The organism is Shewanella waksmanii, assembly GCF_043643685.1.
Lineage (GTDB): Bacteria > Pseudomonadota > Gammaproteobacteria > Enterobacterales > Shewanellaceae > Shewanella > Shewanella waksmanii_A.
In genome coordinates this window covers 51,259-64,806 of the sequence record NZ_JBHZSN010000005.1, presented here as the reverse complement: position 1 = coordinate 64,806, position 13,548 = coordinate 51,259, and the positions used below count along the sequence as shown (strand labels likewise).

12 protein-coding genes and 1 pseudogene are annotated in these 13,548 nt (G+C 44.0%); 7 read left to right on the top strand and 6 right to left on the bottom strand.

The features are described 5' to 3' along the window. Positions 1-134 precede the first annotated feature (134 nt). The 5 genes from trmH to gmk form a co-directional block, all read right to left on the bottom strand. Positions 135-836, bottom strand: coding sequence for a tRNA (guanosine(18)-2'-O)-methyltransferase TrmH (gene trmH, locus ACHUFW_RS09010; protein ID WP_394202361.1), 702 nt, complete (start codon positions 834-836; stop codon positions 135-137). Between the two features lie 105 nt (positions 837-941). After that, positions 942-1,325, bottom strand: a complete 384-nt coding sequence (locus tag ACHUFW_RS09005; RefSeq protein ID WP_028773470.1) for a RidA family protein — start codon at positions 1,323-1,325, stop codon at positions 942-944. A gap of 31 nt (positions 1,326-1,356) precedes the next feature. Continuing rightward, positions 1,357-3,462, bottom strand: coding sequence for a bifunctional GTP diphosphokinase/guanosine-3',5'-bis pyrophosphate 3'-pyrophosphohydrolase (gene spoT, locus ACHUFW_RS09000; RefSeq protein ID WP_394202360.1), 2,106 nt, complete (start codon positions 3,460-3,462; stop codon positions 1,357-1,359). A 14-nt stretch (positions 3,463-3,476) separates the two neighbouring features. Next, on the bottom strand, positions 3,477-3,758 hold the full coding sequence (gene rpoZ, locus ACHUFW_RS08995) for a DNA-directed RNA polymerase subunit omega (RefSeq protein ID WP_028773472.1): 282 nt from the start codon (positions 3,756-3,758) through the stop codon (positions 3,477-3,479). Between the two features lie 59 nt (positions 3,759-3,817). Next, entirely contained in the window at positions 3,818-4,441 is a 624-nt protein-coding gene (gmk, locus tag ACHUFW_RS08990) for a guanylate kinase (RefSeq protein ID WP_394202358.1), read from the bottom strand. 361 nt (positions 4,442-4,802) lie between these two features. Between gmk and ACHUFW_RS08985 the strand changes: the two genes are divergently transcribed. The 6 genes from ACHUFW_RS08985 (at position 4,803) to ACHUFW_RS08960 (ending at position 12,862) form a co-directional block, all read left to right on the top strand. After that, complete coding sequence (locus ACHUFW_RS08985) at positions 4,803-5,885, top strand: hypothetical protein (protein ID WP_394202356.1); 1,083 nt, start codon at positions 4,803-4,805, stop codon at positions 5,883-5,885. Positions 5,886-6,241: 356 nt separating this feature from the next. Further along, entirely contained in the window at positions 6,242-7,150 is a 909-nt protein-coding gene (locus tag ACHUFW_RS08980; RefSeq protein WP_394202354.1) for an NTP transferase domain-containing protein, read from the top strand. Beyond that, the gene (locus ACHUFW_RS08975) at positions 7,143-8,207 is read left to right on the top strand and encodes a phosphotransferase enzyme family protein (RefSeq protein ID WP_394202353.1); all 1,065 of its coding nucleotides are present in this window, start codon (positions 7,143-7,145) and stop codon (positions 8,205-8,207) included. Before ACHUFW_RS08980 ends, ACHUFW_RS08975 begins: the two co-directional genes overlap by 8 nt. Positions 8,208-8,384: 177 nt before the next feature. Further along, entirely contained in the window at positions 8,385-8,729 is a 345-nt protein-coding gene (locus tag ACHUFW_RS08970; RefSeq protein WP_394202351.1) for a hypothetical protein, read from the top strand. Positions 8,730-8,825: 96 nt separating this feature from the next. Continuing rightward, positions 8,826-9,623 (top strand): DUF1223 domain-containing protein, encoded by a 798-nt coding sequence (locus ACHUFW_RS08965; protein WP_394202350.1) that lies wholly within the window; start codon positions 8,826-8,828, stop codon positions 9,621-9,623. Positions 9,624-9,727: 104 nt separating this feature from the next. Next, positions 9,728-12,862: a DEAD/DEAH box helicase gene (locus tag ACHUFW_RS08960; RefSeq protein WP_394202348.1), complete on the top strand. Its 3,135-nt coding sequence runs from the start codon at positions 9,728-9,730 to the stop codon at positions 12,860-12,862. 97 nt (positions 12,863-12,959) lie between these two features. Here the strand turns inward: ACHUFW_RS08960 and ACHUFW_RS08955 are convergent. After that, positions 12,960-13,076: pseudogene (locus ACHUFW_RS08955) on the bottom strand (YicC/YloC family endoribonuclease); the annotation flags it as partial. A gap of 151 nt (positions 13,077-13,227) precedes the next feature. Between ACHUFW_RS08955 and ACHUFW_RS08950 the strand changes: the two are divergent. Continuing rightward, positions 13,228-13,509: a helix-turn-helix domain-containing protein gene (locus ACHUFW_RS08950; protein WP_394202346.1), complete on the top strand. Its 282-nt coding sequence runs from the start codon at positions 13,228-13,230 to the stop codon at positions 13,507-13,509. Positions 13,510-13,548 lie beyond the last annotated feature (39 nt).

The window sequence follows — 13,548 nt, the reverse complement described above, 5'->3', positions numbered from 1 at the left end:
TGTTGTAATTTTTTACAGGTGTTGAGATATGAGTATGGCGAATAAAAGAAATGATGACAATTGATTTACAGGACAAAATCCTTAATTGTCATCATAGTGTTATAAATGGCGGGCGAGTGTAGGGCAGTTGTAAGTTATTCTGGCTCAGCATTAGGATCGGGCGCACGCATACGTTGCCACCAATCTTCGTCGGCGGCAATTTGCCCATGTTCGTCAATACGTGGGTAGGGGATATCTTTGCGACGACAGGCTTTGGCGTAGATCGGATGGCCTTGCTCAAATAACATTTTCTGGCAGTAGGCATCATCTAAGGTGCGTTTGCCATACATGCCGGCCAGTTCCCGTTGACGTTGTGCTTCAAACATAATCAATGCCGAGGCCACAGAGACATTGAGGGATTGCACCATGCCAATCATTGGGATGATGATGTGTTGGTCGGCAATCGCAATGGCTTCATCACTGACACCATCGCGCTCATTGCCCATGATAATGGCGGTGGGTTTCGTGTAATCAATTTCACGGAAATCTACCGCGGTGTCAGAGAAGTTGGTCACTAACACTTGCATGTTTTGTGCATCAAAACAGGCTTTAGCTTCACTCATGTGGTAGTGCTTTTTGGTACCGACCCATTGTTGGCTGCCCGAAGCGGTATTGCCAGAAACTCGCATATCACTGTCTGGCCAAACTGCATGAATTTGATGGATACCAACAGCGTCAGCGGTGCGAACTACTGCAGCAATGTTGTTGGTTTTGTGGACTTTATCTAAACAGATGGTGAGATCAGTTTGGCGATTGTCGAGCATCTGATTGATGCGCTGTAAACGTTCGGGACTCATAGGGATTTCAATTCAGTACTTGCAATGGTGTTAACAACACGCATATTGACCAGTAAAAATAACGAAGGGCGCCAAAGCGCCCTTACATACTTAACAGTGCAGGGCTTACAGCTCTAATACACCGTCCATTTCAACTAACGAATCTTTTGGTAGTTGCTTCACGCCGATCGCGGCACGTGCAGGATATGGCTGGCTAAAGTAACGCCCCATGATTTCATTCACTGTCGCAAAGTTACTTAGATCAGTCATGAAGATATTGAGTTTAACGATATCGTTCAGTGACCCACCTGCTGCTTCACATACCGCAGTTAGGTTGTCAAAAACTTGCACAACTTGTGCTTCAAACTCATCGCTCACCATCTCCATTGTTTGTGGATTTAGTGGGATTTGACCTGACAAATACACAGTATCGCCAACGCGGACAGCTTGAGAATAAGTGCCGATTGCTTGTGGGGCTTTATCGGTTGCGATGATGGTTTTTTCAGCCATGAAACTCTCCGTTATAATCTTTTGCTAATGCTTATCGGTTACGGGATGTACGCAAAACTTCAGGTAATACGCGAATGCGACGCATCACGTTCGCTAAGTGAATTCGGTCGGTGACCGAAATTCGTAAATTGATTAAGAATACTCGCCCATCTCGCTCTTCAGTACTGAGGTTATGAATGTTTGAACCTTCAGCGGCGACAATAGAGGTAATTTTTGCTAACGCACCTTGGTGATTAACGATCTCAACACGCAGGTTAGCCTGGAACTCAACACCTTCCGCATTATCCCACTGCACCGGAATATATTTATCGGGTTCACCTTGGTAGCCACGGATATTGGCGCAGCTTTCCATGTGCACCACTAAGCCTTTACCTGGACTTACGTGGGCAATCACGGCGTCACCTGGGATAGGGCGACAGCAGTTGGCGAAAGAGACCAACATGCCTTCGGCGCCCCGAATCGGCATCATATTGGATTCTTTGTGCTCGTGTTGCTCAATTTGATCGCCGCGTAAACGCTGGGCGATGACAATACTCATGGCGTTGCCTAGACCAATGTCGGCAAGTAATTCATCTAAGGTGTTGTGTTTAGTATCACTGACGACTTTTTCAATCTGTTTAGGATCGATATCTTCAATGTTGTTCTCACCCAGCGCGTGATTAAGTAGGCGCTTACCGAGCACAACTGCATCGTCCTCTTTGAGGCTCTTAAGTAGATGACGAATCTTAGAACGTGCCTTACCTGTCACCACAAAGTTAAGCCAGGCCGCATTTGGTCTAGCACCTTTGGCGGTAATGATTTCAATGGTTTGCCCTGAAATCAAAGGCTGGCTGAGGGGGTAGGCTTGACGGTTTACTCTCGCGCCTACACAGGTATTACCCACGTCGGTATGTACTTCGTAGGCAAAATCAACGGGCGTTGCGCCGACGGGTAATTCAAGAATGCGCCCTTCTGGCGTAAACACGTAGATTTCTTCAGGGAACAGTTCTGTTTTGAAGTTTTCAACAAACTCAAACGAGGTGCTAGCGCTTTGCTGCAGCTCGAGCAGGCTTTGCATCCATTTACGGGCACGAACTTGGGTGGTGGTGCCTTGATCTTGGCTACCAGCACCTTTGTATAACCAATGTGCAGCTACCCCTTTATCCGCCATTTGATCCATGTCTTCGGTGCGGATCTGAATCTCAACCGGCACACCGTGGGGACCAAATAGTGAAGTATGCAATGACTGATAGCCATTGGCTTTAGGGATAGCAATATAATCTTTGAATCGGCCAGGACGCGGTTTGTATAAACCGTGCATAGCCCCCATGACTCGATAACAGGTGTCCACGGTATCAACAATGACGCGGAACGCGTAGATGTCCATGACTTCTTGGAATTGCAGTTCTTTGCTGCACATCTTGTTGTAGATCGAGTACAGGTTTTTCTCACGGCCTTTGACCGTGCCAACTAACCCTGTATCTTCAAGTCGAGTATGAATCGCCGCTTCGATACCTTGGATCAGTTCTTTTCTGTTACCACGAGCGGCTTTTACCACTTCTTTTAACACGCGATAACGCATGGGGTAATAGGCCTGAAAACCTAAGTCCTCAAGTTCAGTTTTGATGTTGTGAATACCAAGACGATTAGCAATCGGTGCGTAAATCTCTAAGGTTTCACGGGCAATACGACGACGCTTATCAGGACGCAAAGCACCAAGGGTGCGCATATTGTGGGTGCGGTCAGCCAACTTGATGAGAATAACTCGAATATCTTGAGTCATTGCCATCATCATTTTACGGAAGTTTTCCGCTTGGGCTTCTTTTTTGTCTCTGAACTTGAGTTTGTCCAGTTTAGACACACCTTCAACCAGCTCAGCAATCGATTCGCTAAAGCGCTCGGCTAAGTCTTCTTTGGTGACCGGGGTGTCTTCAATGGTGTCATGTAGCAGGGCAGCCATCAGCGTCTCGTGATCGAGACGCATCTCTGCCAGGATGCGGGCTACCGCAACCGGATGGGTAATATAAGGCTCGCCACTGGTGCGCATCTGACCTTCATGGGCATCACGCGCCACCTGATAGGCCTGCTTGAGTAATTCTACCTGCTCAGCATCTAAATAAGCTGATGCAGACTCCCTGAGACCTTCAAACAGATACAAAGTGGCGGCACTCCTTATATAGTGTTGCGGCCTTCAGCGATGGCAGCAACAGCAGCAATTTCAGCTGCTTCACGTTCGCGGACAGTTTGACGCTCATCAGCATCAAGGGTGTCAGCAGTTACTAAACCTAGTTCGATTTCGCGAAGTGCGATAACCGTTGGCTTATCGTTCTCTTCTTCAACCATAGGGTCTTTACCCTGTACAGCGATTTGGCGAGCACGACGAGCTGCAACCAAGATCATATCAAAACGGTTGCCGATTTGTTCTACGGCGTCTTCTACAGTTACGCGAGCCATCTGATGGAACTCCAGTCTTTATGGGTGAAAAAATGACGCAAAATTGTACACTATGACAGTTAGTCTGCCAACAGATCTTTAAGCATATCATTTTGAGCCTGAATTTGGCTAGCACCAGTAAGCCGTTGGCTGCGAATAATCGCCTTTAAATCTACCTGTGCTTGTTCAAAATCATCATTGACGATAATGAAATCATACTCGTTGTAGTGGGAAATTTCTGAGGTTGCTTGCGCCATACGGCCTGCAATCACTTCCGCAGAATCTTGTCCACGACCTGTTAAACGACGCTCTAATTCTGCTTTCGATGGCGGTAAAATAAATACCCCAATGGCTTCAGGCATCATTTGTTTAACTTGCTGTGCACCTTGCCAGTCGATATCGAGGAAGATATCCACCCCTTCATCGAGCTTGGCTTCGATGGTTTGGCGTGACGTGCCGTAGTAGTTACCGAACACTTCGGCCCACTCGAAAAATGCCCCTTGCTCGATAAGTGACTTAAACTCATCGACCGACACAAAGTGATAGTGCTCGCCATTGCTTTCACCTTGACGGGGTTGGCGTGTCGTGTGCGACACTGAAACCTGCATATCAGCGGGCTTATCTTTTAAGATAGCAGAGAGAAGCGACGATTTTCCGGCGCCACTTGGCGCAGAAATGATAAATAGGTTGCCACGAGAGGTCATGGTGCGAAGTCCAAAGCTAGAAATTAATAATAGCCGCTTATTATACCTCTTAGCCGATCTATTGAGCTAGTGGCTGCAAAAAAAATATCGCCGTTGAATTTAGAGTCACAGGAAAGTACGACTAGGAGTCACAAAGAAATATGACTGGAGCATCACAGCAATATGCTGGTTAACCTGCTTATTTCGTCCTCAGTTGATGACGAAACACAGGGTCAATGCCCGCAAGCCCCTAGGGTGATTCAGTAGTCTATGGTATAAAAACAGCCAAGATGGAGGATAATATTTGCCAGTTCATTAATCTTCGGCTCAGCTCCATCGGTTTTAATCGACTTTTCCATGCATGTTTTAGGTGACGTCTTTTATGCACATTAAATCGCTATTTTGTTTAACAGGTGCCGATAGCCAGTATCGTTTTATGGCGATCAATGTACTGGCTTATGTGGTGTTACTGATTATCACCAGTTTAGTTGGCGCAAGCTTTGCCACCGCAATCGTTGCTTTGCCGGTTATCGCCATGGTGACTTTGAGCGCCAAACGTCGCGTCAAACATGTGCAAACCCCAGTGTGGTTTGCGCTATTACCCGCACTGCCGTTAACCCTATTTTGGTTTGCATTGGCGTTGGATGCCGGCGTGACCTTATTGCTGGTTAGTGCACTCATTGGCGCTGCGGTTTTGGTATTGACGCAGCTGGTATTGCCCAGCGCGAAATCTCTCCCATTTGATCAATTTGGTTACGCAGGACCTCATGGTAACCAGACTGCTAGTAAACAGTCTGCGGAACGTCGCCGTGTTGAGCCGACCTTGGATGGTCAACCTAGCGAAGTGAGTGACGAAGAAATTGATGACTTGGCAACTCATCGGGCGCAGGAGAACTCAGCTGAGCCGGTTGGTGAGCAAATTAATTGGCAGGCGATTAGTCATAAGTGGACCACGTTGTCTGCCGTTAAGCAAAAAATGCTCATGGTCAGTGTTGCAGCTACTATCGTATTAGCGGTGATATTAAGCTGGCTAAATCCGGCGAAACAACCTGTTGAGCCTGTTGCAGAGCAACTCATGCCAGAACCGATCCAACCCATCGCTTTTAAAGCCGATGCTAAAGCAGAAATGCCAGATGGATTTAGCGTCATATTATCTGATGACGCGGTAATACTTGAATGGCTTGGTGAGCGCGGAGAGCCACAGCAATTATGGTCGCTTGAAACTGCCATTGGTGATAAGACCTGTCAGGTGATGGAGTTTAATAATGGTGCAAGTTATCGCCCAATACGTGTTGAGTTGCTACCGAGTAGTGCCACCCGAGCCCGTTTCTCGCCACTTGATACGGAGGCGATTATTACCGATATCGCTATGCGTGGTAATTTAAAATTGTGTGGCTATCAATTTAGCCTTAAAGGTAGCCAAGCTGCATTAGCAAAAAGCGCAGGATTTATCGATTACTTGTAAGTAATTACAAACGCTGTCCTGTGGGGACGGAAAAAGCGCTTTTCTGTTTGTTGAGAGATGTTATCGAGGCCGTGGCAAAACTCTTGCGGCGATGAAAGCGCTTATTACGAACAAAATTTAGCTTCGAAAGGTTAATAGCCCCTAGCATTTGCGCGGTTAAGTAATTAGACTTCGGGGCTTGTTTGTTGAGGCTGTAATGGTGTAGCAGTATAGCACTGCTACCCGATGATAGGCCGCAGGTCCCAGTATAAAAGACTGAGGCAATCCCCCTTAGTTGTATGCGAATAGTTGTATACGAATAGTTGTATGCTAATAGCTGTTTGCCAATAGCTGTTTGCGACATGGCGCAAGAGTATATGCAAAAACAAAATCCGTTAACTTTGGTCATTATGGCTGCGGGCATGGGCAGCCGCTTTGGTGGCGATAAACAGCTCGCAGAGCTTGGCCCGAATGGCGAAACCTTAATGGCTTTGTCAATTCGCGACGCCATTGAAGCTGGCTTTAATAAAGTGGTGCTAATTATCCGCCCAGAATTAGAGTCGACGCTGGCAAAAAGTTTGGCGCCCTTTGTTGGCGAAAACATTGAGCTGAGCTTTTGCTACCAAGTGATGGACGACTTACCCAATGGTTGGCAAACGATTATTAATCATGTTGATCATCGCACTAAGCCTTGGGGCACCGCTCACGCACTCTGGTGTGCCCGTAAACACGTTACTGGAGCGATGGCGGTAATTAATGCTGATGATTATTATGGTCAACAGGCATTTGAGCTACTCGCACAGGGTTTTGCTGCATCGCCTGAGCAATGGCAGATGGTGGCTTATCAATTAAGTCATACCTTGTCTGAACACGGCGGAGTGAATCGTGGTATTTGTCAGGTTGATGACGGCCAGCTAGTTAGCGTGCAAGAATGGTTGAACATTCGGGCTGATTTGGCGTCAGAGACTTGTAGCGGTGAATATCAAGGTCGGCAGCGACAATTAGCAACAGATGCCTTAGTATCAATGACATGCTGGGGCTTTAGTGACAATATTTTTAGCGTGCTAGAGCAGTCTTTACTGGCATTTTTGTCTGATAATCCAAGCCATGCAACCGCTGAATGCTATTTGCCTTCAGTGGTACAGACAGCTTTGGATGTGTCAAAACAAACACCAAGCGTGTTACCGATAAAGGTGCGCACTGCAACCGAGAAATGGTTGGGTGTGACCTATCCTCAGGATGTGACTGAGGTAAAACAAAAATTAATGGAGTTGTTGGGTGAGTGATTTTATAAAGCAGCAGGTTTTGCCGCATTTTGGCATTGAAATTGACGCCAAAGTGTCACCGCTAGGGAATGGACATATTAATGATACTTACCTAGTCCGTGGCGAACATGCAGAAATGGTGCTGCAGCGTATCAACACTGAGGTGTTTAAAACTCCTAATGCATTGGTGAATAATGCGCAAAAAATTGCCCAACATCTACGACAGAAGCGCCAATGTGCTGAATACCATCTAAAGGTAGTGTCTCCGCTAATGACTCAAGATCATCAACTTGCAGTCGACCTTGCTGATAACGGTTTTTGGCGAGCAATTAACTATTTACCTAACAGCCACAGCATCGATGTGGTGGGTGATGAGCAACAAGCCCAAGCGGCAGCCAAAGCATTTGGCCACTTCTCTCAAGCCTTAAGTGATTTTGATGCTGAGCAGATTGACGATGTTATCCCGCAGTTTCACCATCTTCCTGGCCGAATTACCCAGCTCGAACAAGCGGTTGCTCATAACAGCAAGCAGCGTTTAGCAGACTGTCAACAGTGGGTTGATTTTGCATTGACGCAGCAAGGCTTGTTAAAAGAGTTAAGCGACATTGAGTCTCAACTCCCTAAGCGTATTTGCCATAACGACACCAAGATCAATAACATGCTATTTGATAAGCGTGATATGTCGAGTATGGCGATAATCGATTTAGATACCTGCATGAAAGGCCATCTAATGTATGACTTTGGCGACATGGTTCGTACTTTTTGCTCGCCTGAAGAAGAGGACTCGACCAACCTTAGCAACGTACAAGTAAGAGAAAACATCTTTGCTGCGATTTGCCAAGGTTATTTAAGTGAGCTCAGTAGCGTGCTCACCGAAGCCGAGCGTAAAAGCTTATGGCTTGGTGCCAAAATCATCTGCTTGATGATTGGGGTACGTTTTTTAACTGACCATCTTAATGGTGACGTATATTTTAATATTCATCATGAGAACCACAACCTAGAGCGTGCCGCTAACCAGTTTACCCTGTACAAAAGTTTGTTGGCCAATGAAGCTAAGCTCAAAAAGCATTTAAGTTAAGCCTACGGCCTATTAAGTGTGTAACCCAGCTAGCCAATCGCCAGCTAAAATTGAGTTAGCCTCTGCATAACTCAATCAGTAGCAGCGCACTGTATGATGAGTACTGTAGCTGAAAACAGTGTAAGATGAGTGTTTGTGAGTCGGTCACTATAACAAAGCCGACTAACACAAACATCGATGACGACCATAGCAACATTAGCGCGATTATCGCTCAATTTTGGCGTGTTTTTATACCGCAACTTATACCATAACTTACACCGCAACCTACCGCGCCGCATACGCAGCTTTGCAGCTTGGTTACTCGGTTTACTGCTACTGTTCCCCAGCTTGGCGATTGCCCACCCGCTATCTGAATTTAATAAACAAAGCAGCGTTTATCGACCTTATTTTGTTGAGTTTTATACCAATCGGCATAAAGATGTGATCGCTCAGCGAAAGTTTAGCGCTTCTGAGACAAGGCAACGAATGAAGGGCATAGTTACTCTACGTTCAAGTTCGTTTACACAGTATCAGAAGTGCTAAAACTCGCCCTTTGGGAGCTTTTTGGGCTGCCTATTTCTTCGTTGAATAACTTCCCAATAGAACCACTATTACTTAAGTTATTCGTCTCGAACTAGTTTGCCCAAAATAGCTCTGAGTAGATCAATTTCTTATGCTGATTGGTATTATACCTCACAAGGTTGCAGCAGTTGCCCACCTGCAGAGCTATGGCTATCAAGCTTTCGTGACCATAATCAGTTGTGGAAAACCTTATTCCCGCTGGCGTTTCACGTAAGCTACTGGAACTACATCGGCTGGAAAGGCCCTTACAGCAAACGCGCGTTTAGTCAGCGACAATATGATCATCTTAATGCCAAAAACACCGGCCAAGTCTACACCCCACAGTTTGTGATTAACGGCAAAGAATGGCGCGGCTGGTTCGACCGAGAACTGGGTGATGTATTTAATCAGCCACCAGAAAAAGTCGGCGTACTGTCAGTTACTATTAAACCTGAACCAACACAAAAAAATGCTAAAGATTCGACTGAATCAATAGCAAAAGACACAGCCTTGCATCTACAGGCCAGTTTTGAGCGCTACAGTGGTGACGAAAGCGATAGCAAACAAGAAAGTACTGTAATCAACGACGAAAGCCCCATAGAACTGCATCTTGCCTTGGTCGGCACCGGCTTTACCACTAACGTCACCCGCGGCGAAAATCGCTACAAGGTCCTAAAGCATGACTTTACTGTGTTGCAGCATCAAGTGTTCAGACCAAATACCACCAACCCCAGCCAATTTAGCGGTGAAGTGGTCATCGACAATAAGCACACAGGCAAAGCAGAAAAGCTCGTTTGGGTTGCGTGGATAGTGCAAAACCATAAGCCTTTGCAGGCGGTTGGGGGGAGGTTGGGTATTCGCCTATTTGAAAAATAGCAATTGCTTATCACTGGACCTAAAAGGTATAAGTCTAAGTAATTCTTTTTATTTGTCATTCAGTGTATTGTTTTAGTTATCTAGAGGACTAATCTTAAAAACAAATGAAGCCAACTGGTATATATGAGCAGCTTATAACAACTTTGATACATGACAACCTAGATTGCAAAAGGTTTTATGTTGGCCAACGTGTATTGGAGCAACCCGAAGCAGCAGTTTGGTTGTCTCGTTTTTTATGCCGTCTAATTGAATATGCGATTAATTGTTTACCTTCCGAGGGTGATAAGCTAAGTCGCCAAATAGAGTTATCAAATGAGCTTATACTATGGCTTAAAACTAAGCTCCAGGATGATGATTTTTTCGATGAAAACTTGCTTGAAGGTCAAGGAAGAATACTTACTGCTTTGTATGAAATTGAGAATCCTGTTGCCGCTGATTTAAAGAAATATGTCGAAGATATTTTCCCATTAACAGGACTTACTCAAAGTGAATTGTTTTGCGGCAGTAATGCTGGTTTATCTTTGGAAAGCGAGCTAAAGCGAGAAATAAGATCATCAGATACGATTTATTGGCTGGTATCATTTATCAAGTGGGCCGGTATTCGTATCTTTCGTAATGAGCTTGAAGAGTTCACTCGTAGTGGCAAACAGCTAAAAATCATCACTACATCATATATGGGGGCTACTGATGCTAAAGCGGTTGAGTTCTTGGCATCATTACCGAATACGGAAGTTAAGCTAAGCTACAATACAAAGCGCGAGCGACTGCACGCTAAAAGTTATTTGTTTTTGCGAAATTCAGGTTTTAATACTGGTTATATTGGCTCTTCCAATCTATCTCACTCAGCCTTGACGAGTGGCCTCGAGTGGAATCTAAAGATCACATCTCAAGAGATTCCTCATATTATTGAGCGATCCATAAATACATTTGAAACCTATTGGAATTCAAAAGAGTTTGAAGTTTTTGATGGTAAAATTGAAGCCAAAGAAAAGCTGAAATCAGCTTTGGAAGAAGCTAGATTAGGGGGCGGACAGGAGCACTCCCACTACTTTGAAATTAAACCTTTTACCCATCAGCAAGAAATTTTAGAGCAGCTAGAAGTTGAACGTTCTTTACACAAGCGATTTAGAAATTTAGTCGTAGCAGCAACAGGAACTGGTAAAACGTTAATCTCTGCTTTTGATTTTGCAAGATTTATTAAAGACAAGCCTAATGCTAAGTTTCTGTTTGTTGCACATAGAGAAGAAATTCTTATACAAGCTCGGTTAGCTTATAGGGGCGTGCTTAAGAATTCAAACTTTGGTGAGCTCTGGGTGGGTAACTACAAGCCAGAAAGTTATGAGCAACTGTTTGCATCAGTGCAGACATTGAATAACCAAATAGATAACCTATCGCTCTCCAGTGAATACTTTGATTTCATTGTAATTGATGAAGTTCATCACGTAGCTGCTAGTTCTTATCGTAGCATCTTAAGTAAGTTTTCACCGACTATATTACTTGGGCTAACAGCTACGCCAGAAAGGCATGATGGTACCAATATACTTGATGATTTCTGTGGTGTTATAGCAGCAGAAATTCGCTTACCAGAAGCGATTAATCGTCGTCACTTATGTCCATTTCAATATTTCGGTATAGATGATGATACGGACTTAAGCGGAGTTAGCTGGAACCGAGGTCGCTATGATATTGCAGCCTTAACTAGTTTATACACACACAACCAGCTACGAGTAGATAAAATCTATCAGGCAATAAACGAACTAATAACGTCAATTTCTAGTATGAAGGCGTTGGCATTTTGCGTTAGTAAAGATCACGCAGAATATATGTGCAAACAGTTTGTGTTAAAAGGTATTCCTTGCGATTTCTTAACTAGTGATAACAGCCAAGATAGAACTCAAAAACAGCAAGCACTTCGAGCCGGTAGTATTAACGTTTTATTTGTGGTTGATATTTTTAACGAAGGTGTCGATATTCCAGAAGTAGACACCTTACTGTTCCTGCGCCCAACAGAGAGTTTAACTATCTTCTTACAGCAACTCGGACGTGGGTTGCGTCTAGCTGATGATAAAGAAGTGTGTACGGTTTTGGACTTTGTTGGTAACGCTAATGCTGAATATGATTTTGCCCATAAATTTAGAGCATTGGTAGGCAAAACAGATAGTGCTATAAGTGATGAGATAAAAAACGGGTTTCCTCATGCGCCTTTAGGTTGCCGAATTGAGCTTTCAAAACAAACACAAGAAGTAGTGCTTCGTAACATTAGGCAAGCAACCCTTAATAAACAAAGGCTTATTGGTTTAATTCGTAACTTCCCAGAGCATTCAACTTTAGAAATGACGCTGGCTAACTTTATTAGAGTTAATCCTCAAGTTGAATTAGAAGACATTTATAGAAAGTTTAGTTGGTGTGAGTTGTGCGTAGAAGCCGGCATTATGTCTTCGTTGGATGAGGATTTGATGCGTAATTTAGCCCGTATGGTTAGAACTAGGCTATTAGTGTGTGATGATCATCAATATTTGCAATATATCGAATCAGTCGTGAGAAACGGTTTTGATGTACATGATGGTAACTCAGCAAAATATCAATTGATGTTACATTATGACCTGTGGCAAAAGTCCGGAAAAGATCTTGGTTTTAGTTCAATAGAGCAAAGTTTAGACAAATTGAATCAAGCTCAAATTCGAGCTGAATTGAGCAATCTAACGAAATTGCTCGTTAATCGTATTCATCATAAGCAAGAAACCATGCCTATGATGGGGAATCACCTTATCAAACTTCATGCTCGATATGCCAGAGAGCAGATACTTGTTGGTTTTGGAGCTACCACATTTGCGAAGCAGCCAAATTCAAGAGAAGGTGTTTTTAATATTAAAGAGCAAAACATTGAATTGTTATTCGTTACACTTAACAAAAACGAAAAGCTATTTTCGCCAACTACCATGTATCATGACTATGCAATAAATGAAGACCTATTCCATTGGCAGAGCCAGAATACAGCAAGACCAGAACGTGGCAAAGGGTTAGAGTATGTAACCCACAAAGAAAAAGGAAAACGCTTGTTTCTCTTTGTTCGAGAGCAATCTAAAGATGAATTTGGTAAAACAATGGGGTTCGTTAACTTTGGCGAAGTTGAATATGTTTCACACATTGGAAAACAACCTATGAACATTACATGGAAATTGCGGAATACCATGCCGGCATTTATGTGGACACAGGCAGCTAAGTTGGCAATGGCCTAACTTGCAAGCACTGATTTACAGATAACCAAAAAGCCCAGCATTTGCTGGGCTTCATATCTTTACCAATCAGAAAACCGAAAAACACTTATTCAACTTTCTAAATCTGCTCGCGCATTTGCTTAATCAGTACTCTAAGTTCGACTGCTGCGGCAGTAACTTCTGCGCCACCTTTTTTAAGCATGCAGCGGGTTTCTTCAACGTGGCATTGAGTTTTAACTATCATTTTAATGCTCGTAGCGTGTAGCTTATTGTTTAACGCTTACAGCGTGTGATTGTTGCTTTAACGCCTATAGCGTGTGAATCTTGTTTTAACGGTTATAGCGTGTAATTTTGGTAATAGCGATAGGGTTTATAGGTGGGAAATAATGAAGGTGACTAATTCAAAACAGCTTGCTGTGTACCTTAAAGATGCACGACTCAATATGCAGTTGTCGCAAAGCAAGGTAGGTAAGAAGGTTGGTATTCGTCAGGATACGGTTTCAAATTTTGAACAGAACCCAGATTCCACTAAATTGGAAACATTGTTTAAGATTTTATCTGCTTTAAACCTTGAGCTAGATATTAAGGTTAGAAATCCTGAACAGCTGCAGACGCTGGTTGAAGATAAACACATCCCCACTGACGATGAATGGAAAGAGGAGTGGTAATGGCTGTTCTTGATGTTTATATGAACGGCTATCTTGTCG

Excerpts from the sequence above, each read along its gene's own strand:
- trmH (WP_394202361.1), bottom strand. The coding sequence starts at position 836 with ATGAGTCCCGAACGTTTACAGCGCATCAATCAGATGCTCGACAATCGC.
- ACHUFW_RS09005 (WP_028773470.1), bottom strand. The coding sequence starts at position 1,325 with ATGGCTGAAAAAACCATCATCGCAACCGATAAAGCCCCACAAGCAATC.
- rpoZ (WP_028773472.1), bottom strand. The coding sequence starts at position 3,758 with ATGGCTCGCGTAACTGTAGAAGACGCCGTAGAACAAATCGGCAACCGT.
- gmk (WP_394202358.1), bottom strand. The coding sequence starts at position 4,441 with ATGACCTCTCGTGGCAACCTATTTATCATTTCTGCGCCAAGTGGCGCC.
- ACHUFW_RS08985 (WP_394202356.1), top strand. The coding sequence starts at position 4,803 with ATGCACATTAAATCGCTATTTTGTTTAACAGGTGCCGATAGCCAGTAT.
- ACHUFW_RS08980 (WP_394202354.1), top strand. The coding sequence starts at position 6,242 with ATGCAAAAACAAAATCCGTTAACTTTGGTCATTATGGCTGCGGGCATG.
- ACHUFW_RS08970 (WP_394202351.1), top strand. The coding sequence starts at position 8,385 with ATGACGACCATAGCAACATTAGCGCGATTATCGCTCAATTTTGGCGTG.
- ACHUFW_RS08960 (WP_394202348.1), top strand. The coding sequence starts at position 9,728 with ATGAAGCCAACTGGTATATATGAGCAGCTTATAACAACTTTGATACAT.
- ACHUFW_RS08950 (WP_394202346.1), top strand. The coding sequence starts at position 13,228 with ATGAAGGTGACTAATTCAAAACAGCTTGCTGTGTACCTTAAAGATGCA.